This is a genomic window from Wolbachia endosymbiont of Muscidifurax uniraptor (genome assembly GCF_054149795.1).
Map to the genome: position 1 here is coordinate 496,274 of NZ_CP083727.1, position 19,671 is coordinate 515,944.

The following is a 19,671-nucleotide window of genomic DNA, read 5'->3' on the forward strand; positions in this document are numbered from 1 at the left end:
TAAATTCTTAATAATTAAAAAGTTAATATTCAAAATATGTCTAACACTAGAAAAGGCCTGAGGTCTGACCCACCAAATCCGCCAGTATGGCTGAAAGGACCCACTTTTTATGGCATTTTTAGACTATTAAAATCTTTACTAAAATTCATAACGTAGAACACTAATGCCAAAGCATCGGCCTCATTATCATCTCTAGGTGAAAAACCTTTTTCACGTATCGCTTCAATAACTTCACTCTTACTTGCATTGCCTTTGCCTGCTATAAAGCGTTTTATAGTTTTAACATTAACACCTTGGTAGGGAATATTGTTCTCTTCACACCAAGCAGACAACACTGCAAGAAAACCACCATAGCAATGAGCTGCATCAGTTCCTAGATGTCTTCTTACTTCCTCAAAATACACTGCAGTGAACTCATGTTTCAAAGAATTAAGCCAATTACGAAAGTTTAAGAAACACATTCCACCTCCACTGAAACGGCTACCATGAAAGCTTTTGCTGCCACTTTCAATTACTCCATCTGTTAGAATTGCCCAGCCCGTTTGTTTGCCGAGATCTAGTGTTAAGATTGACGTATAAAAACTCCTTTGTGTAATTAAAGTTCAATGCCCTGTATAATATATATGTACGATGACTCGCAAATTCGTCCGCAATTTTGAAAAAAAATTAAAAAAAATTTCATATCCTGCCATTTGAGTTTTTACTTATCTTAATAACTATTTTACATAACTTATATTACGCCAATATTTATATTATTATATTATCATATATTATATTTTACCTGTATTTAAATATATATATAATATATATAAGACTTCAGTAATCCGTAAATCTTCTTCACTGGCCGATTTTAGCCACTTAACTTTAGAAACGGCTTTTAGGAATAGAACATAAAAAAGACAATATTATCAATAACTTAACGATTACTGCTTTCTGAAATACTAATTAGTAATTCAGAAATTAGGTACGAAATTGGTAGTTTTTTACCTATGAAAAAGTAGCTTCAGTAGTGTATCAAAACGTTTAAATCTTATTTTAATTTTTAAAGATTTTATTCTTTTAGATAAAAAAATTATTACTACTTTTTTATAATAAATTAGTCATACAAAGTCTTGGTAAAAATCTCTATTCATGAAACTTTTGGGGTTTTTATGAAGAATTCTTATCAAGGAATCGATTCTACAATTGTTAAACATGTGAGATTTCAAGCTTCGCGCCTTAAATCCAAAAGCTGTTTTATTAACGAAAGTCTCGAAGATATAGAACAAGAGCTTTTTTGTCAGGTTTGGCAATATCTGAACCAGCACGATGAGAAAAGAAGTAGTTTTAGTACTTTCGTTGCTAGATTAGCTAATTATTGTGCTCGCAATATGTTACGCAATCAGTTGTGTCTAAAACGTAATATAACTTTTGATGATATAAACGACGATATTCCAGATCATAGGAACTCGGAAATCGAAGCGATAATTCGCACTGATATAAATAATATAATTTCAACTTTGTCTGAAAAAGATAGTAATTTATGTCAATTACTTAAGGTATTTACTATTACTGAAGTTTCTGTAATAACCAAAATACCAAAGACAACTATCTATCGCACACTAGAACGAATACGCGATAAATTCTCAGTTTTAGAGAAATTATAAGCTCTCGATTATATTTGCTCAAAATTTTTTTTTTGCAAATTGCGGACGAATTGTCTAGGTCATCGTACATATATATTTAGGTACTGGGAGAAAAATGAAAATAATGAACAGCAATGAACGGCTAAAAGTTCAAACAGGTATAAAAATGGTCATCTTTGGTCCTTATGGTATAGGTAAAACTAGTCTCTTAAAGACCATAAATGAACCAACACTTTGTCTTGATTTTGAGGCAGGTTTACTTGCTGTTCAAGATTGGCAGGGAGATTCTATAAGTATTCGTACTTGGAATGAGGCAAGAGATATTGCATGTCTCATAGGTGGTCCTAATCCTGCATTAAAATCTGACTCAGCATATAGCCAAAGACACTATGAGCATGCATCGAGTAAATACAAAGAGCTTTCTTCAGAGTTTCTCAAGTATCGATGTGTTTTTATCGATAGTATTACAGTAGCCTCTCGTTTATGTCTATTATGGGCAAAAATGCAAACTGAAGCTTTTTCTGAAAGATCAGGAAAACAAGATATGAGAGCTGCTTACGGGTTACTTGCTCAAGAGATGATGGCTTGGCTCAATCAGTTTCAACATATTCCAAATAAAGACATCATTACAGTTGGAACTCTTGGGCAATACCTTGATGATTTCAATCGCTCGACTTGGCTACCTCAATGTGAAGGTGCTAAAACCGCAAGTGAAATTCCTGGCATTGTTGATGAAGTAATTAGCATGGTTGGAATCAAGAAAGATAATGGTACAGAAATTCGTTCATTTGTCTGTCAGACGATTAATTCTTGGGGATATCCTGCTAAAGATCGAAGTGGTTGCCTTAATATGGTTGAAGAACCGCATCTAGGAAAACTTCTTACAAAAATTAAAACTAAAGCTTTTGCAATTCAACCTGTCACGCCCAACATATAGGAGGTTATTATATGCTACAAAACTTTTTAACTATTGGTCAAAAAATTCCTTTTTTAAGTGTGAAAGAATACTTGGACGATCGATCGCCAATACCAGAGGATATAATCTCACCAAGAATTTTAACAAAAAGAGGCTTATTGGTACTGGGTGGCCCACCTAAAATCGGCAAAAGCGACTTTTTGATTTCTTGGCTCGTCCACATGGCTGCTGGTAGATCATTTCTTGGTATGACACCAAATAGACCTTTGAAAATTTTCTACATGCAAACTGAAATTGAATATGAATATATGAAAGAACGTTTGCAACAACTTCAACTTGATAACGAACTTTTGGATGTAGCTGCTAACAACTTAATCATTACGCCAAAGGTGCACTTATCATTTAATCATGATGAAATAAGTGAAATTAAGGAAATTGTGAATGAACGCTTTAAACCTGATGTTTTGGCTATAGATCCATTGCGTAACATCTTTAGCAGTGAATATGGAAATGAAAATGACAATAGTGCTATGTTGTTCTTTCTGCAAAAGACTCTTGAAAAGCTACGCAGTGCTGTCAATCCAGATGCTTGTATTGTACTTACTCATCATACAAAAAAATTATCAAAAAAGATGCTGGAAGAAGATCCATTTCAGGGTTTGAGCGGAGCTGGGTCTTTGAGGGGATTTTACAGTACTGGCATGGTAATGTTTGCTCATGATGAAGAAAGCACTACCCGTCAAATAGTGTTTGAGCTGCGTAATGGTGAACGTGTAGCAAACAAACTTGTCGATAAGATAAATGGTCATTGGCAGCTAATGGAATAGATAATTTTCACTTTAAAATCAACTTATAGGAGAGCGTATGCTACAAGATTTTTTAACTGATTTTAATAACGCAAAACTGCAGAGCAGTTTAATACCGAAAGGTACAATAGTCAAGGTAAAAATGGCAATAAAACCTGGAGGTTATGAAAATTGGTTCACTAAAAACTACACTACTGGCAGTATCTATTTAAATGCAGAATTTACCGTCACTGAAGGCCCATATGCAAAACGCAAGATTTTTCAAGTAATTGGTATAAAAAGTGGCAAAGCAAGCGTTGAAGGAGAAGATGTTTGGGCAGAATCTGGTCGTTCCATGCTTAGAAGCATTTTGGAGTCAGCACGGAATATTCATGCACATGACACTTCAGAAAAAGCAGTTATTGCTAGAAAAGTCAACTCTATAGCTGATTTTAACGGGTTAGAGTTTACTGCAAAAGTTGGTATTGAAGCTGATCGATATGGAGAGAAAAACAAGATTGCTACGGTTATTACTCAAGAGCAACATCAAAATACTGAGCTTGATTGGATACCTTTCTAAGCAAATAAAAGAATCATTTTTTTTATCATAAATTATTGGAGGGCACCTCTTATGAATAGATCTCTAGAAGAAATAAAAGCGTTAGTAATTGATAGAATTGAAGAATACCTACTCTATTTACTACCTGGTGGTGAGTTTTACATTGGAGATTTACGTGGAGATAAAATAATAGTTGAGACAACAGGAGAAAGAGCCGGAGATTGGTATAAACTAGCCAAAATTAAAGGAGACGTAATTGAATTTTTTACTTTCGTTGCAGGTGACAAAAAAGCGCTGAAGAATTGTATCGTTATATTGTAAAGAAGTATCCTTCTGCGTTTTCTGTCCAATATTGACTAAGGAGCTTAGCTAGCACTTAAGTTAATGGTAGATGGATTAAGCCGGTAGCCTGACCAGTTACACGCTTGTATCACATCATCGCGTTTTATATTTAGTCCCAAGGTGCTAGCTAGCTTTTCTGCTATTGTTTTTTGCATTCTGTTAAGAGGTCTGCGTACTTGCTGTTCTGGGTCTTCAATACCTAAACTATCTGCTATTTGAATGATACTAAGAAATTTATATTCTTTAACTGCTTCCAAGTCACGCAAAAATTGTTTAAGTAATACTCTAAAGATGCGGATGCTCGAAATTGCTTGTTTGCCTATAATTTCAATGTCATTAACATAAATAGTATTATCTTCAACTTTTAATCGCAGTATCTTTTTTTCTGGAAGAGTTGTTTCTTGCAGTGGAACATAAGGGAATGCTTGAAAAGAAACATTAGGTAATAGCTCTGGTACTCCTTTTTCAACTGCTTCGCTTAGTATTTGATTTAGAGTTTGATGTTTACAAATTAAATCAGCCATGGAAACAGTGTATAGGCTTAACAATATTTTTAAGTCTTCCTTTCCAAAAGTTATAAGAACGGCAACATTAGTTCTTAACCTATCTACAGTTAAATATGACTTATCAGTACATAAAGTTGGTATGATAATGCTTACTATTTTACTTTTAAAGCTTATATGATATATCCCATTTGCTGCCTTTTCCCATATGAGCCCTGTCAATAATTTTTCAAACCAATTTATAATTTTTTCCGTATTAAGTTTAATTGAAAGCACAAGATAACGCTGTTTTTTATAAGTATTAGGAAAAATATCACGACCACAATCCTCGCAAGCTAGATCATCACACTCTTCATCAAAATCATGAGAAATGATAACCTCGTTTTTGCAATAAGGATTTTGTATATTTGGAAAATCAAGATCTAAATCATTAGCGCAAATAACGAAGTAATGCTTCTCAAGTTTAACAAAATCAATCTGGTTGAGATACTCTGCAGCATCTATATAGTTCTCATCAGGATCTACCCAGGACCTATTTACTAACATAGTATCAATATCTTGAGAGTGTTTTCGACAAAACGGTAATTCCATAGCTATCTCTAATTAAAGACTTAAAATCATCTCGTTCTTTTCTATTGAGAACATATTCTGAGTAATCAATTTCTATATAATTTGCGTATTGCGTGTCTGTCTGAAAGGATAAAGTAACTTTTTTACCTTTGAACAATACTTTCATATGCTGAACAAGCGAAACATCATGCAGTACACTACCAACCGAAGGCTCTATCTTCTGCAACCACTCTTCAATATTATCCGTGTTTAACGTAAGATTAGTTTTAGATTGAGATGGACCAAATTTCAATTCAAATAGGCGAATATCAGGTACATGTTGTTTTACACAGTCATTCAAAAAAGTACTCACTTGTGCTGTTGTATTTTGGTGGCGCATGTTAGTAAATGAACATTCTCGTTGAAAATAACAGCTTGCTATTCTATTTGCTATTTTTAATCCTTGATCAAAACTTTGAATAGATAGGTTTACTTGGTTAGCGTTTAAAGCAAAGTCAATAATAATTCTACTAGGTTTATAACCGTGTATTACCTTATTTGAACTCATTACCAAATCTTCATCTTTACTAGCACGTCGTATAAATAAGTAAATACTATTTTGGTAGTAAAAGAGTTCTTGAAACTGACTTTCAAAACTATCATTTTCAGATAGATCATGCTGTTTTAATATTTCCTGTATCGTACTTTTTGATAAAAAATCCTTAAATGAAGTGGACTTTTGTCTTGGAGGATTTTTTAATACGAAAGGTAAAAAACCTTTTTTCTGCACTTGATTAAAGCAGAAAATTTGTTTCAGTAAGTTATGATTAACTATAAAGAGAGTAAACAACAAGGACTTTTTGTCATATTTGTTATTTTGCAACAGAAATGATTTCAGAAGATCTTGACTTAATACAGACTGTGCTACTTCAGCTATAGTTGTTTCTGATTTTGCACGACTAAAACGATTGACTAAGTAATAATCAAACAGAGATTCAGAAATTTTAATAAGCATCTTGCGTTTTTGCTGAGTTGAAATATCATCGGATTTTTCGTAGTCTTTAAATAATTGCCTATTTTGCTTATTCTGAAAATAGTGGTTAAAAATCACACTTAATTGTCTACCAGAAAGAGAATTAAGCCAACTTTCACGTAAACTTGGATTTTGAAAGTCCTTAAGCAAAAAGGATACTGGCATTTCTAAATTATTTTCCCAAAATTCCTCACTAGCTATCATATATCTAAAAGTAAATATATTATGTCTAAAATAGATTAAAGATTAGTCAACAAAAATTTATTATGAAATAAAAGAAGAATTTTCCTAAAAAAACTGAACAGTTTTTATAATTTTGGTGAATATATAATACAGGGGTCAAACTTTCAAGTGTCAATTCTTACACAATCAGGAAGAGCAGCAATAGCAGCAAGTATAAAAGAGCAGTCTATCCACCTTGCTTGGGGAACAGGTGATACGAGCTGGGAAAGTAGCCATCAGATCGAAAAAGTTTTTGTTAAGGGTGAAATAGCTCTAGATCACCACACTATTAAAGATGTTAAGGTTCTTACAGGACAAACAGTGTATCAATTAGGTACTGACTATATAGTTGATAGTAGTACTGGTGTTATCCAGGGCACAGCTATCCCAGCAAATAGTACAGTTACCATAGAGTATACTGAAGATACACCACCAGAGCCGATAATGTCAGAAAAACTGCTCAATGAGCTTGGTAGACGTACCGCTGATGAAGCTTTATTCTGCACAGGCGATGAGAATGGAGAGCTTATTACTCCTTCTGGAAGATTTAGGCCCTCAAATGTACCAACCAATAATCTTTTTCTCAAATTCACTTTCGATTTCACGGACGCAGCAAATCAAGTTATACGGGAATTAGGGGTTATGGTTGGTACTAAAGTAAAAGAAGAATTACCTATAGGACAGAGGTATTTTGAACCAAAAGATATAGAAGACCATGGAATCTTGTTAGTTTTAGAACACACTGTACCACTTATCAGAACATCTGCAACTCGGGAAACTTTTTCATTTGTCGTGACTTTTTAAAATGACACTGAATAACTATTATAACCGCTTTAATCCTGACAAAGAGTACGAAAAAAGTTTGTTCCTTGCAGGAAGAGGTCTACAGTCTGCAGAATTAAATGAGACTCAGGAGTATGCTCTTTCTAAGCTTAAAGGCATAGGTGATGCAATATTTCGTGATGGTGATGTTATAACGGGAAGCAATTGTATTATAGATAGAGAAACTGGTAAAGTTACGCTTGAATCAGGAAAAATCTATCTTCGTGGAGCAGTTAGAAAAGTCGAAAAAGAAGAGTTTGTTGTTCCTCTTAATACTATAGTTCGTATCGGTGTTTATTACCTAGAATCTACGATTACAGAACTTGAGGATGAAAATCTTCGTGATCCTGCTGTTGGTACACGTAATTATCAAGAAGTAGGGGCAGCAAGGCTTAAAGTTTCCACCATTTGGGGATACCAAGTAGAAAGTGTTACTGTTAACTCTACAAATGGCGAATTTTACCCAATTTACAATATTGAAAATGGAGTATTGATAGAACATTCACCTCCACCACAAGCAAATATAGTAACTACCGCTCTTGCTCGTTATGACAAAGAAGCCAATGGTTCCTATGTCGTAAATGGTCTTGAAGTAATGTATTTGCAGAGAGAAGAAGGGGACGAAAAGGGGAAAAAAATATTTGTGATTAATGAGGGCAAAGCTCATGTTGATGGTTATGAAATTGAGTTACCTCACAGTATTCGCATTTCTTTTGATGAAAATCCAGATATAAAATCAGTTGAATCAGAACCACATACTTTTCAGCCAAATAGCCAAAGAGTAATGGAGCTTAAAGTTAATGATTTCCCAATAAGTGAAATTAAAAAAGTAGATATAACTGTTCAAAAAACTATTACCATTACTCACGGTTCATACTCAGGAGCTGTTGATCCAATATCTGACTCTGCAGTACTTGAGATTATTCAAATAAAGCAAGGGAATGTTATTTATGAAAATAGTATAGATTACAAATTAAACGCAGGAAACGTTGATTGGTCATTACCAGGAAAAGAACCAGCTCCTGGAAGTAGTTATCAAATAACTTACCGCTGCCGCACTCATGTAAGTCCTGAAGATATAAGTGAAGAGGGATGTAAAGTAAAAGGAGCAGTTGATAACAGCTTGGTTCTGATAGATTATACCTGGAAAATGCCTCGCTTTGATTTAATTACGATAGATGCAAAAGGCGCAATAAGAAGGATAAAAGGCATAGCTCACCCTTGGAGACCATCAATGCCTAAAGCACCTTCTGGACAACTTTTGCTCTGCTACATTCACCAAACATGGAAAAACGGAGAAGGGGTAAAAATAGTGAATAATGCTATTCATACTGTACCGATGAATGAGCTTGAAGCAATGAAAAAAGGAATAAATGATCTTTATGCGCTAGTTGCACAGGAACGTTTACGCAGTGATGCAAATTCAAGAGAACCTACCACCAAAAAAGGAGTATTTGTTGATTCGTTCTTCGATGATGATATGCGTGATCAAGGAATTTCGCAGTCTGCAGCGATAGTAAACAAGGAACTGATATTGCCGATAGACGTGGAAATTATTGATGTTGAAAGAGGTAAAGAACCTTATCTTTTACCTTATAAACTTGAACCGGTACTGGAGCAGCTTTTACAGACCAAAGGAGAAAAAATTAATCCATATCAAGCTTTTGATAAAGTAACCGCAAAAGTTACCATAAATAAAAACATTGATCACTGGACAGAGGTTACCACGAATTGGAAAAGTCCAGTAACCAGAGTATTTAATGTTAAAGAAACAACAGAACTGCTGTCAAGTACTTCATATGAAACTGAATTTATGAGAGAAACAGTACAGAATTTTGAAATTGAAGGTTTTGAGCCAAATGAAAAGCTCAAGGAGATAAAGTTCGATGGTATCTTTATTCAGCCTACTGTGTAAGAGGTAAAAAATATGCTCACAGCTAACAACCAGGGAACATTAAAGGGAAAGGTGAAAGTGCCGGCAAATATTCCAGCAGGTACTAAATTGGTGCAATTTTATGGAGATAAAGGAAGCTATGGAGAAGCAACGTATACTGGAAAAAAAACTATTACCATAGAAGAAAGAAGAAGAGTTATCGCAGCAAGACGAGTTGATCCTTTAGCCCAGACATTTACACTAAATGAAAGTAGGCATATAGGAGGCGTGGAGCTATGGTTTGTCAATAAAGGCAAAAAACGTGTTGTTGTGCAGATTAGAGAAACTGCAGTAGGAATGCCCTCACAAACTGTCATTGCTGAAAGTTATATTGAGCCAAAAGATATAAAGATAGATGGCACAGCAACACGTATGGAGTGGTCACCAGTGTTTTGCCATGCAGGAGAGGAGTATGCAATAGTACTGCTTACTGATGATCCTGGTACTGCAGTAAAGATAGCAGAACTTGGCAAATATGATGCAGTAAATAGCCGTTGGGTAACAAGTCAGCCATATCAAGTAGGAGTATTACTTTCATCTAGCAACGCAAGTACTTGGACACCACATCAAAATTTAGATCTAACTTTTAGGCTTTTAGCAGCGAAGTTCACTGAAAATTCTCACGTTATTGATCTTGGTAAAGTTACTGCAAACAATACTTCAGATTTAATTGTTTTGACGAACGTCGAAAAAGTAGCATTTGATACCAATGTAGAATTTATTCTGACAGATGAAGAGGGAAAAGAGAACTTTTTGTCTGATAATTTGCCACTTGCACTGCGTGAAAGAATAAATGGGGAATTAACGGTAAAAGCAAGCCTAAAAGGAGGGCAAGAAAAAAGTCCAGTTCTTTATCCTGGGTTACAGTTAGTTATGGGTAATCTTTCAGAGTCTGGAGATTATGTTACAAGAAGCATTACAGCAGGAGCTAACACTAAGATTACCATAACATATGATGCGCTAATACCTGGCACTGCAGATGTTAAAGCATATGTGCAAAAAAATGTGGATTGGCAATTAGTAAATTTAACATCAGGAAAACCAATTGGAGAAAATTGGGTAGAGAGAGTCCACATACTGACAAACTTTAATGGCAATGAGACAAGGATAAAATTAGTTTTAAGTGGAACGGTTGTTTATCGTCCTAAAGTAAAAAATTTGCGAGTGATTATTACTTGAATCAATGCCAAATGACCAAAGCAAACGAGGATATACACTACCACACCCAGAAAATATTGCAGTGGAAGATGTAGTACGCATTCGCAGATCTATAGAAAAAATAGATGAAGATATTACCGAAAGAGAAGATAAACACAATCAACTTAAAAATAAATTTGAACGATTTAGCTTTGAAGCTTTTTTAAATTTGTGGAGCAGCAAATGAGTATTACCACAGAAGTAACAGATGCATTGCACCAAAGGATAAAGGATTTAGCAGCAAACAGTGCACCTGATCAACTGGCATATCTTGCAAAATCGCTGGAATTGATAGCAGATAAAAAAGCTATTGCTGACATTGTGCAGATGACTGAGGTAAAAGAGATAATTGATGCACTACAAAAGAGGCTTAAGGATTTAGCAGAAAACAGTACACCAGATCAATTAGCATATCTTGCTAAAGCATTGGAATCAATAGTCGACAAAAGTGCAGTTTCTGAAATTGTACAGATGACAGATGGTAAGCTAAAAGAACTTCTTGATAGTGCAAAAAAACACTTAACTGATCTGGATAATAAAAAAGCTAGTTCTTTAGCAGTGATCTCTGAATCAGAGAAGCAGTTATTAAAGAGAATTGATGAAAAAGGAACAACAAATTTATCGCTACTTGATACGAGAAAGAATGCCAATATTGCAGCAATAAATAGCATTAGTAACAGTCATAAAGATGGTCTTAAAGGTTTAGTGAATAACTTCCGTACTGTTAATGATGTGCCAAGTGGCTCATCAATTATTAGGGAAATAGAAACTCGAATTGAAAACATCCTGAATGAGGTAAAAACTCGGGATGAACAGTTAAAAGCGTCTCTTATAAATGAAATAAGAAAGCGCAACATGGTTGAACCAGGGTCATTACCTTTCTTATTTGGTGTACTTGGCAGAAAAAATAATTATTTTGGCCACGGAACTTTTACGACAGAGCTTGGAAAGTGGAGTAGTGATATAACAAAAACTGACTATATGTTACAACTACTAGCAGGTAGCCATACGTACAATACAGATTACGTTAGTTTTTATCGGCCAAGACAACTAAGTTTTATAGAGGGAAGTAAAGGAACATTTATTTACGGAGAGTTATGCACAAAAAGTTTTTCGGGTAGTTATGATGAGATATACTACTACCCGTATGCTGCACTTGGAGTAGTATTTGTAAAAAATACAACCAATGTGAACATAAATAAGACAATGGAATTTGTTGGATCATCGTATTCGAGTACGGAGTATGGGGGAGCAGGATTATTTGTGGGAACACCAGATAATACTAATTCTAATAAATCAAGTATTTCAAAAATAGTATGGAAAAATGTTTACCAATACACGAGTTCTGATAGCAAGTTAGCCGGATCTGGTAATGTGGAGATTCCAGCAGGAAAAACAGTTGCAATATTACTTTACACATCATCTTATCTGTATTCCAGAACACAAGTTAGTCAAGGTATGCTTGCATCAAATTATGTACACAACTATGGTCAATTTATTCAGTGGGGGATTTATAACATACGTAGCAATTTTCTCACCACAGGGCTTGAGGTAGATGTGGAAAGGACGCTCAGGGGTTGGCAATGTCCAGGGTTAGAACGAACTGATCAAATATGGCAATGAGGAGGAATTTGTGACTATTTATATACGTTTTGAAAACCACAAGCAGATTGAAACAACAACACTTGAAAACAAGCCAACTGGAAATGATTGGTATGAAGCACCAAAGAATTTTGACTGGCAAAAAAGTTATTGTTTAACAGAAGGAGAGAAAATTGTTGAAAGGAATAAGGAAGATATTGAGCTGGAATTATTGGAAAATGCGAAACTTTCTGCACTTGATAGTGTGCGTTTTTATTTTAATAACTATACTAACGAATACGCTGGAAATTCTCACCAAAAAGCTAAATCGTATCAAATACAAGAAAAAGCAGCAAAAAGCATTCTAGCAGACCAGGATGAAAAGGATAAAGAAATTATAGAACCTTTAGCAAAAGTCCGTGGTATTACGGTTATTGAAATGGCAAGAATAATTGAGGAAAAAGTGAAAAAAGCAGTAAAAGCAATAATTAAATGTGAAGAGCTTGAAGATTTAGCCAAAAGAAAGATTGAAGAAGCCAAAAGTGAAAATGAGCTACAGACTTTGCTAGATGATTTCAGGAAAAAAATACAAAGAAATGGCTGAAGAATTTTTACATGGCGTAAATGTTATTGAGGTAACCTCAGGAGCAAAGACAGTACGTACAGCTAAATCATCAGTGATAGGTGTAATTGGTACTGCACCTGAAGCAGATGAGCAAAAATTTCCGCTAAATAAACCAGTGTTAGTTGCAGGAAGCTTAAAGGAAGCAGCAAAGCTTGGAAAGAGTGGCAGTTTACCTTCTGCAGTAAATGGAATATTTTCCCAGATTGGTGCAACAGTAGTAGTTATTCGAGTTAAAGAAAGTGATCCAAAATTAAAAGAAGAAGAGACGCTGAAGAATATAATTGGCGGTGTTGATAAAGAGACTGGAGAGTATCAAGGGATAGAGGCATTCCTCAGTAGTGAAAGTATAGTTCATGTTGCTCCAAAAATATTAATTGCACCTCAATTTACTCACCAACTACCAGAAGATGGCAAAAATTCAGTGGTTTCAGCATTAATTCCTATAGCAGAAAAATTAAGAGCAATTATTGTTGCAGATGGACCAAATACTAATGATGAAGAAGCAATCAAGTGGAGAAAAAGTGTAGGTAGCTCAAGAGTTTATATTATTGATCCTTGGGTTAAGGTATTTATTGAAGGAAAAGAAGAAATTTTGCCAGCAAGCCCATTTGTAGCTGGTTTAATAGCGAAAGTAGATAGCGAACAAGGATTCTGGCACTCACCTTCAAATAAAGAGATAAACGGTATTGTTGGCACAAGCAGGCCTATTGATTTTAGCTTAGGTTATGCAAATTGCAGAGCAAACCACTTAAATGAAAATGAAGTAACAACGATAATTCATCAAAATGGCTATAGGCTTTGGGGCAATAGAACATGTTCAAATGACTCAAAATGGGCTTTTTTATCAGTGAGAAGGACTGCAGATTTAATTAATGATAGTTTACTTCGAGCTCATTTATGGGCAGTTGATCGAAATATCACCAAAACTTACATAGATGATGTAATTGAGGGGGTAAATTCTTATTTGGCCAATTTAAAAGCGCAAGGAGCGATTATTAGCGGAAAATGTTATGCAACCCCAGAACTCAACACACCTGCAAACATTGCAAGTGGAAAAGTGTTTTTTGATTTTGAGTTTACACCGCCATATCCGGCTGAGCAAATAATATTCAGGTCTCATCTTGTAAATATAAGTTAGGAGAAAGCAAAGTGTTACCGAAAATACTGAGAAATTTTAACGTATTCGTTGATGGTCGTGGTTATGCAGGAAAAATAGATGAAATAACCTTGCCGAAGCTCACTATCAAAACAGAAGAATACCGTGCAGGGGGTATGGACATACCAATTAGCATTGATATGGGCATGGAAAAGCTTGAAGCTGATTTTACTTTTGCAGAGTATGATTCAGAACTATTTAGGCTTTTCGGTTTGATAGATGGGAATTCAGTAGCTTTGACACTCAGAGGTGGAATGCAAGGGAGTGGTAGTAACGATATTGAAGCTGTAGTAATCAATCTCAGGGGAATATTCAAAGAATTTGATTTTGGTAGCTGGAAACCTGCTGAAAAAGCCACTCTTAAATGCACTGTAGCTGCCCATTACTACAAACTTACTATAGGTGGCAATGAATTGATAGAAATCGATGCTGAAAATATGATTAGAAAGATAAATGGTGTTGATCAAATGGCCTTGCTGCAAACGATTCTAGGGATTTAATGGAATAGATGGATGCTTTTTCATACAACCACTTTTTTATTGAAAAATTACTAATAATACTGTACAATTATTAACGGTTTTTAGGAATTTTTGCTATGGCTTTATCTAAATTTCTCGACCCTAAAAATGATATAGCATTTCGCCGTATCTTTGGTACTGAAAAGAATAAAGATATCCTCATTCACTTTCTAAATGATATTTTGAGCTTTACTGGCAAAAATGCAATACAGGATATAGAGTTTTTAAGTACTATTCAAGATCCTGATATTGCATCTAAAAAACAAAGTATTGTTGATGTGCTATGTAGAGATTCAACAGGAGTACAATGGATAATTGAGATGCAGGTCGCTAAAACCAAAGGCTTTGAAAAACGAGCTCAGTACTATGCTGCTAAAGCCTATTCAAGACAAGCTGACAAGGGTGATCAATACCATGATCTTAGGGAAATTATTTTTATTGCTATAGCAGATTGTATACTGTTTCCTGATAAGTCTGAGTATAAATCAAAGCACACTATTCGCGATGAAGATACTAATGAACATGATCTAAAAGATTTTTACTTTGTATTTATTGAATTGCCTAAATTTTCCAAAACTAAAGAAGATCAGCTTTCAAATATAGTTGAGAAGTGGGTATATTTTTTTAAGCACGCTGACGAAACAGGTGAAGAAGAGCTGGAAAGGATAATAGGAAATGACGTAATAATCAAAAAAGCTTATGAAGAGCTAAATAGGTTCAACTGGTCAGAAAAAGAATTTATAGCCTACGAACAAGAGGTCAAGCGTATTCGTGATGAACAAGCTGTTCTTGCTCAAAAACTTGATGATGCCAAAAAAGAAGGAAAGATTGAAGGAAAGATTGAAGGAAAGATTGAAGTTGCAAGGGCGATGTTGACTAATAATGTTGATATTAGCACTATTGTCAAGTGTACAGGTCTTTCTGTCGATGAAGTTCAAGAATTAATTCAAGTTGAGGAAAAATAACCCCTACTATCATCTTTATATTGAGAAATTTAGTATAAAGGATCGTTAATCAAACACAAAAACTATAGTAAAAAATTAGTTATGTAAAAGCCAATATAGACTTTTATTTAATTAACTTTTTCAGGAGAAGTATGCAAGCTATAACACTTAATAACCCAATAACAGTTGATGGAATTTCTGTCTCAGAACTTACCGTTAGACGTCCAAAAGTTAGAGATTATCTTGCAATTGAACGCTTAAATGGTAGTGACCTTAGTAAAGAAGTAACTTTGACTGCCAATCTGACATCAGTTGCAAAAGAAGCGATTGAAGAATTAGATATTGCTGATTATGTGAAAGTGCAAGAGGTATTAAAGGATTTTTTTTCACCAGTTATTCAAAGGACTTGAGGTCAGAAGTATTAATGTTCAGCTCTGTTGTAGGGGGCGGGGTTGAGCAAATACTTGAAATGGAAATTAATGAATTTATCCTATGGAATGAAGCAGCGAGGAAGGTACAATGTCAACGTTATCTATAAAAATTGGAGCAGTCCTAGATGGCAGTTTCAGTACTGTAATAAAAGGAAGTAGCAGTCAACTTACTCATCTTGGTGAGAATATAAGAAAGCTTGACTCATCTTTAAAATCAGTATCAAAGTTTAAGCAGTTAGGTCATGATGTTTTGACTAGCAAGAGGTCATGGAAAGGCTTTGAAGATCAAGTAAAATCTTTAGCTAAACAAATGAAGGCAATAGAGAAACCGAGCAAAACTTTAAAAGCAGAGTTTGACAAGGCCAAAACCTCCGCAACAAAAGCAAAAGAAGCATACTTAAAAAAGAGAGATGCTTTGCATTCACTCAATGAAGAAGTAAGGAAAAGTGGAAGAAACATTAAGTCTTTAGTAAGTGATCAATATAAACTTGGCTCATCTATTGAAGCGCTAAAAGGTAAGTATGGTAAGCTTGGGTCTGCAATACGTAGTCACCAAAGTTTTTTAGCAAGTAAAGCACATTTTAAGTCACAAATTATAGAGACTATTGGACTAGGGCTAATGCTTGCAGCTCCAGTTAAAGTTGCAATTGATTTTGAATCGGCCATGGCTGATGTAAAAAAAGTAGTAAAATTTGTGCAAAATGACACTAAAGATGAAGCATTAAAGTTTGCTAAAGAGTTAAAGAAATTATCTCGGGAGATACCCTTGTCAGCTGCAGAATTAGCACAAATAGCTGCAAGTGGTGGTCAGCTTGGTATTGACAAAAATGATCTTATGAAGTTTACAACAGTAGTTGCTAAAATGACCACAGCGTTTGATATGTCGGCAGAAGAAGCTGGTAATGCTATTGCGAAAATATCCAACGTCTATGGAATTAAAGTTGATGGTATGGAAAATGTAGGTAACATAATAAACCATCTCTCAGATAATACCGCTGCTAAAGCACAAGAAATGGTTCTTACATTAAATAGAATTGGTGGTAATGCTAAACAGTTTGGTTTAGAAATTGATCAAGCAAGTAGCTTAGCAAGTGCGTTCATAAGCTTAGGTAAACAACCTGAAAAAGCAGCAACTGCTATAAATAACTTTCTTAGTAAACTACAGACTGCAAGAGAGCAAAGTCCTGAATTTCATGATGCATTAGATGAGATGGGAACAAGTATAGAAGAGCTTGAACAAACCATTAAAAAAAATCCTCAAGAGGCAATATTACAATTCCTTGAAACTTTAAAAGAAATAGATGATCAAGAGCGTGCCGGTATTCTTATGAATCTATTTGGTGCTGGGTTTCAAGATGACATTGCTCTTTTAGTAGGAAGCTTAGACATTTACAAGAAAGCTATTGAACATTTAGCTGATAAAGAAAAATATAACGCTTCAATGCAGGACGAATTTAACAATCGGGCAAATACTACAGCTAATAAATTACAATTACTTAAAAATGCAGTATTTGAAGCTGGAATGAATCTAGGGTCAGTAATGTTACCTACTTTAAATTATGTAGCTGGAAGTTTGAAAACAATAACAGAGCGTATAGCTTCTTTTGCAGAAAAACATCCAACTTTAACTACGGCAATCATGAGTACTTTAGCAGCTTTGATAAGTTTAAAAATTGCAGCAGTAGGACTAGGATACGGATTTACATTGCTAGGAAGTACGATTTTTGGTCTGAAAGCAAACCTACTTGGAGTATTTTCATTTTTATCAGCTACAGTTTTTCCTGCAGTAATAACAGGGCTAAGAGCAATAACACTTGCTGTAATGAGTAACCCAATTGGACTTTTAATAGCAAGTCTTGTCACTGGTGCAGCTCTTGTTATCACTAATTGGCAAAAAGTGAAAGACTTTTTCTCTAGCTTTTGGAAATCACTCATTAAACCTATAGGAGAAGCTTTTTCATGGATGGGAAATACAGTAAGTAGTATATTTGCTGAGAATAGTCCGATTAGAAAATTTGAAAATAATGGAAATGTTGTTAATGAGCTTTCTAAAAATAGCATTTTCAGTAACGGAACCTCATTGACAAATAATAGTGCTATTAAACAATTTTCAGAAAATAGCAAAAGCAATTTTGAGAATTTTAAAATTAAAAGTGTTATAGAAGAAAAAAGAGCTATAGAACAAGAAGAAGTTGAGAAAGCATTCAAGAAAAGTAGATATGAAAATAGGGAATCGAAAGTATATAACCAAGCATTCTATCAAACGTTTAATATCAACATTAAGTCTGAAGATGTGCGCAGTGTTGCTGATGCAGTAATAGAAAGGTTTAGAGAACAAGCACGTGGAGCACTTTTTGATATAGTTGAAGAGTTGCATTAATGTTGCTTGGGAAATGTAAGCTTGAACTAACAAGCCTAAGATACATTAAAGAAGAAAGGTGGTATACAATTGAATGTATTGAAAAAACGTCGCTACAAAACATTGGCTCAGGAATTGAATGTATTGATTTGACAGGAGTAATTTATCCACGTTATCAGAGTAATGGCTTAGAACAGCTAAAAAATATACGTGATACTAAAGAACCACACGTTCTGGTTGATAATTCAGGAAATGTACTTGGGAATTTTGTCATTACTAATGTAGAAGAAAAACAGATATTATTTTTTCCTGATGGAAAACCAAGAAAAGTTGAGTTTATTTTGAAGTTAAAAAGTTACAGCAAGTGATTTATTATTACACTAAAGAAAACGAAATGTTGGATTACATTTGCTGGAAACATTATGGATACAGTAGTGGAGCAGTGGAGGAAGTATTGCTTGAAAATCCAGGACTTGCAGAATACGCAAGCTTTTTGCCCGCTGGATTAAGAATTAAGCTTCCTAAAATTCAAAAAATACCGAAAGAATCTATTATAAATATTTTAGATGAATGACACCAGACTTTAATATAGTAGCAAAAAATAACCCAGTAACAGAGGTTTTAAAAAAGAGTTTAATATTATTACGTGTTACTGATGGATCCGGTACTACAAGTGACGAAGCTGAGATACATATTAGTTATAGCTCTAGCGCTTTAGAACTTAAGGGTAATTTACAAATTTTTCTCGGATATAAAGAAACAGGTTTATTACCTATGGGGGTATATAAGGCAAATCAAATTACAATACAAAGTCCACCACAAACTTTAAGAATAAAATGTGATGCTGCAAGTTTAAGAGGATCATTAAAGGAAAGAAAATCAAAGGAACGGAAGGACATTACCTTAGGAGATTTAATTAAAGAAATAGCACAAAAGCATGGGTATGAAAGTAAAGTCGCTGAAAGATTTGAAAATATATTTATACCACATATCATTCAAGCAGATGAAAGCGACATGAGTTTTTTGGAAGGGTTAGGCAAAAAATATGATGCACTAGTAAAACCAGCAGGAGGATATATAATTTTTATTCCAAAGGGAGAAGCAAGATCAGCAACTGGAAAGATGTTAGGTACAACAGTATTAACACCTAAAGATATTATAAATTGGGAGGTAAATTTTAATGTGCGTAACAAATATGGATCTGTTATTGCAAAATGGCACAGTTATGAAAAGGGAGAAACTATAGAAGAGAAAGTGGGAAATGAGGGTCCAAGTTATACTCTGCAAACGCTTTACTCTACTGCAGAATCAGCAATTAGTGCAGCAGCAGCTAAGTTAAGACAATTAAAACGTAGTACATCAAACTTAAATGTAACTGTTCCTGGTAATCCAGAATTATTTGCAGAAGCTAAGATCAGCCTTTCAGGATTTTGTCAGGAAATTGAAGGTGAATGGATAATTAGCAAGGCAGAACATATTCTCAATAATAGGGGATATCAAACTATAGTAGAGGCAACAGTGAGCAAAGCTGTTTAAGTGAAACTTAAGCAAATGATTATTTAATTCTAGAT

The 19,671-nt window shown here is 34.5% G+C and carries 22 protein-coding genes; 19 read left to right on the forward strand and 3 right to left on the reverse strand.

All coding sequences use genetic code 11. The features are described from left to right. Positions 1–107: 107 nt before the first annotated feature. The gene (locus tag LA754_RS02595; protein WP_077190435.1) at positions 108–569 is read right to left on the reverse strand and encodes a Holliday junction resolvase; all 462 of its coding nucleotides are present in this window, start codon (positions 567–569) and stop codon (positions 108–110) included. Between the two features lie 582 nt (positions 570–1,151). On the opposite strand from LA754_RS02595, the gene LA754_RS02600 reads away from it, so the two are divergent. The 5 genes from LA754_RS02600 (at position 1,152) to LA754_RS02620 (ending at position 4,206) form a co-directional block, all read left to right on the forward strand. Then, positions 1,152–1,646, forward strand: a complete 495-nt coding sequence (locus tag LA754_RS02600; protein WP_019236463.1) for a sigma-70 family RNA polymerase sigma factor — start codon at positions 1,152–1,154, stop codon at positions 1,644–1,646. Positions 1,647–1,740: 94 nt separating this feature from the next. Then, positions 1,741–2,562 carry an ATP-binding protein gene (locus tag LA754_RS02605; protein WP_077190434.1) on the forward strand — a complete coding sequence of 274 codons (822 nt, stop codon included), beginning with the start codon at positions 1,741–1,743 and terminating at the stop codon, positions 2,560–2,562. 11 nt (positions 2,563–2,573) lie between these two features. Then, positions 2,574–3,368: an AAA family ATPase gene (locus LA754_RS02610; RefSeq protein WP_077190432.1), complete on the forward strand. Its 795-nt coding sequence runs from the start codon at positions 2,574–2,576 to the stop codon at positions 3,366–3,368. A 37-nt stretch (positions 3,369–3,405) separates the two neighbouring features. Next, positions 3,406–3,906 carry a hypothetical protein gene (locus LA754_RS02615; protein WP_077190430.1) on the forward strand — a complete coding sequence of 167 codons (501 nt, stop codon included), beginning with the start codon at positions 3,406–3,408 and terminating at the stop codon, positions 3,904–3,906. 51 nt (positions 3,907–3,957) lie between these two features. Then, complete coding sequence (locus LA754_RS02620) at positions 3,958–4,206, forward strand: hypothetical protein (protein ID WP_077190428.1); 249 nt, start codon at positions 3,958–3,960, stop codon at positions 4,204–4,206. A 44-nt stretch (positions 4,207–4,250) separates the two neighbouring features. Here the strand turns inward: LA754_RS02620 and LA754_RS02625 are convergent, their stop codons facing one another. Both LA754_RS02625 and LA754_RS02630 read right to left on the reverse strand, forming a co-directional pair. After that, on the reverse strand, positions 4,251–5,321 hold the full coding sequence (locus LA754_RS02625) for a hypothetical protein (protein WP_077190426.1): 1,071 nt from the start codon (positions 5,319–5,321) through the stop codon (positions 4,251–4,253). Beyond that, a complete protein-coding gene (locus LA754_RS02630; RefSeq protein WP_077190424.1) occupies positions 5,281–6,516 on the reverse strand; it encodes a hypothetical protein in 1,236 nt (411 codons plus the stop codon). The genes LA754_RS02625 and LA754_RS02630 overlap by 41 nt, the downstream gene beginning before the upstream one ends. 147 nt (positions 6,517–6,663) lie before the next feature. On the opposite strand from LA754_RS02630, the gene LA754_RS02635 reads away from it, so the two are divergent. From LA754_RS02635 to LA754_RS02700, 14 genes are all read left to right on the forward strand, one after another. Continuing rightward, positions 6,664–7,338, forward strand: a complete 675-nt coding sequence (locus tag LA754_RS02635) for a hypothetical protein (protein ID WP_077190422.1) — start codon at positions 6,664–6,666, stop codon at positions 7,336–7,338. Position 7,339: 1 nt separating this feature from the next. Continuing rightward, entirely contained in the window at positions 7,340–9,271 is a 1,932-nt protein-coding gene (locus LA754_RS02640) for a DUF4815 domain-containing protein (protein WP_077190420.1), read from the forward strand. A 12-nt stretch (positions 9,272–9,283) separates the two neighbouring features. Further along, complete coding sequence (locus LA754_RS02645) at positions 9,284–10,468, forward strand: hypothetical protein (protein WP_077190418.1); 1,185 nt, start codon at positions 9,284–9,286, stop codon at positions 10,466–10,468. Positions 10,469–10,472: 4 nt separating this feature from the next. After that, entirely contained in the window at positions 10,473–10,673 is a 201-nt protein-coding gene (locus tag LA754_RS02650) for a hypothetical protein (RefSeq protein WP_077190416.1), read from the forward strand. Further along, positions 10,670–12,109, forward strand: coding sequence for a hypothetical protein (locus tag LA754_RS02655; RefSeq protein WP_077190413.1), 1,440 nt, complete (start codon positions 10,670–10,672; stop codon positions 12,107–12,109). The genes LA754_RS02650 and LA754_RS02655 overlap by 4 nt, the downstream gene beginning before the upstream one ends. Before the next feature lie 10 nt (positions 12,110–12,119). Then, the gene (locus tag LA754_RS02660) at positions 12,120–12,671 is read left to right on the forward strand and encodes a hypothetical protein (protein WP_077190411.1); all 552 of its coding nucleotides are present in this window, start codon (positions 12,120–12,122) and stop codon (positions 12,669–12,671) included. Next, the gene (locus LA754_RS02665) at positions 12,664–13,830 is read left to right on the forward strand and encodes a phage tail sheath subtilisin-like domain-containing protein (protein WP_457923734.1); all 1,167 of its coding nucleotides are present in this window, start codon (positions 12,664–12,666) and stop codon (positions 13,828–13,830) included. The genes LA754_RS02660 and LA754_RS02665 overlap by 8 nt, the downstream gene beginning before the upstream one ends. A gap of 11 nt (positions 13,831–13,841) precedes the next feature. Then, complete coding sequence (locus LA754_RS02670) at positions 13,842–14,348, forward strand: phage major tail tube protein (RefSeq protein ID WP_457923702.1); 507 nt, start codon at positions 13,842–13,844, stop codon at positions 14,346–14,348. A gap of 95 nt (positions 14,349–14,443) precedes the next feature. After that, on the forward strand, positions 14,444–15,331 hold the full coding sequence (locus LA754_RS02675) for an Rpn family recombination-promoting nuclease/putative transposase (protein WP_457923703.1): 888 nt from the start codon (positions 14,444–14,446) through the stop codon (positions 15,329–15,331). A 131-nt stretch (positions 15,332–15,462) separates the two neighbouring features. Then, positions 15,463–15,720, forward strand: coding sequence for a phage tail assembly protein (locus LA754_RS02680; protein ID WP_264731856.1), 258 nt, complete (start codon positions 15,463–15,465; stop codon positions 15,718–15,720). A gap of 109 nt (positions 15,721–15,829) precedes the next feature. Further along, positions 15,830–18,121, forward strand: coding sequence for a phage tail tape measure protein (locus tag LA754_RS02685; RefSeq protein WP_457923704.1), 2,292 nt, complete (start codon positions 15,830–15,832; stop codon positions 18,119–18,121). Further along, entirely contained in the window at positions 18,121–18,468 is a 348-nt protein-coding gene (locus LA754_RS02690; protein WP_265030267.1) for a phage tail protein, read from the forward strand. Before LA754_RS02685 ends, LA754_RS02690 begins: the two co-directional genes overlap by 1 nt. Beyond that, positions 18,465–18,674: a tail protein X gene (locus tag LA754_RS02695; RefSeq protein WP_407075197.1), complete on the forward strand. Its 210-nt coding sequence runs from the start codon at positions 18,465–18,467 to the stop codon at positions 18,672–18,674. The genes LA754_RS02690 and LA754_RS02695 overlap by 4 nt, the downstream gene beginning before the upstream one ends. Further along, positions 18,671–19,636, forward strand: coding sequence for a phage late control D family protein (locus LA754_RS02700; protein WP_457923705.1), 966 nt, complete (start codon positions 18,671–18,673; stop codon positions 19,634–19,636). Before LA754_RS02695 ends, LA754_RS02700 begins: the two co-directional genes overlap by 4 nt. Positions 19,637–19,671 lie beyond the last annotated feature (35 nt).

Excerpts from the sequence above, each read along its gene's own strand:
- LA754_RS02625 (WP_077190426.1), bottom strand. The coding sequence starts at position 5,321 with ATGGAATTACCGTTTTGTCGAAAACACTCTCAAGATATTGATACTATG.
- LA754_RS02665 (WP_457923734.1), top strand. The coding sequence starts at position 12,664 with ATGGCTGAAGAATTTTTACATGGCGTAAATGTTATTGAGGTAACCTCA.
- LA754_RS02640 (WP_077190420.1), top strand. The coding sequence starts at position 7,340 with ATGACACTGAATAACTATTATAACCGCTTTAATCCTGACAAAGAGTAC.
- LA754_RS02620 (WP_077190428.1), top strand. The coding sequence starts at position 3,958 with ATGAATAGATCTCTAGAAGAAATAAAAGCGTTAGTAATTGATAGAATT.
- LA754_RS02680 (WP_264731856.1), top strand. The coding sequence starts at position 15,463 with ATGCAAGCTATAACACTTAATAACCCAATAACAGTTGATGGAATTTCT.
- LA754_RS02600 (WP_019236463.1), top strand. The coding sequence starts at position 1,152 with ATGAAGAATTCTTATCAAGGAATCGATTCTACAATTGTTAAACATGTG.
- LA754_RS02655 (WP_077190413.1), top strand. The coding sequence starts at position 10,670 with ATGAGTATTACCACAGAAGTAACAGATGCATTGCACCAAAGGATAAAG.
- LA754_RS02700 (WP_457923705.1), top strand. The coding sequence starts at position 18,671 with ATGACACCAGACTTTAATATAGTAGCAAAAAATAACCCAGTAACAGAG.
- LA754_RS02605 (WP_077190434.1), top strand. The coding sequence starts at position 1,741 with ATGAAAATAATGAACAGCAATGAACGGCTAAAAGTTCAAACAGGTATA.
- LA754_RS02630 (WP_077190424.1), bottom strand. The coding sequence starts at position 6,516 with ATGATAGCTAGTGAGGAATTTTGGGAAAATAATTTAGAAATGCCAGTA.
- LA754_RS02690 (WP_265030267.1), top strand. The coding sequence starts at position 18,121 with ATGTTGCTTGGGAAATGTAAGCTTGAACTAACAAGCCTAAGATACATT.
- LA754_RS02650 (WP_077190416.1), top strand. The coding sequence starts at position 10,473 with ATGCCAAATGACCAAAGCAAACGAGGATATACACTACCACACCCAGAA.
- LA754_RS02615 (WP_077190430.1), top strand. The coding sequence starts at position 3,406 with ATGCTACAAGATTTTTTAACTGATTTTAATAACGCAAAACTGCAGAGC.
- LA754_RS02610 (WP_077190432.1), top strand. The coding sequence starts at position 2,574 with ATGCTACAAAACTTTTTAACTATTGGTCAAAAAATTCCTTTTTTAAGT.
- LA754_RS02685 (WP_457923704.1), top strand. The coding sequence starts at position 15,830 with ATGTCAACGTTATCTATAAAAATTGGAGCAGTCCTAGATGGCAGTTTC.
- LA754_RS02675 (WP_457923703.1), top strand. The coding sequence starts at position 14,444 with ATGGCTTTATCTAAATTTCTCGACCCTAAAAATGATATAGCATTTCGC.
- LA754_RS02645 (WP_077190418.1), top strand. The coding sequence starts at position 9,284 with ATGCTCACAGCTAACAACCAGGGAACATTAAAGGGAAAGGTGAAAGTG.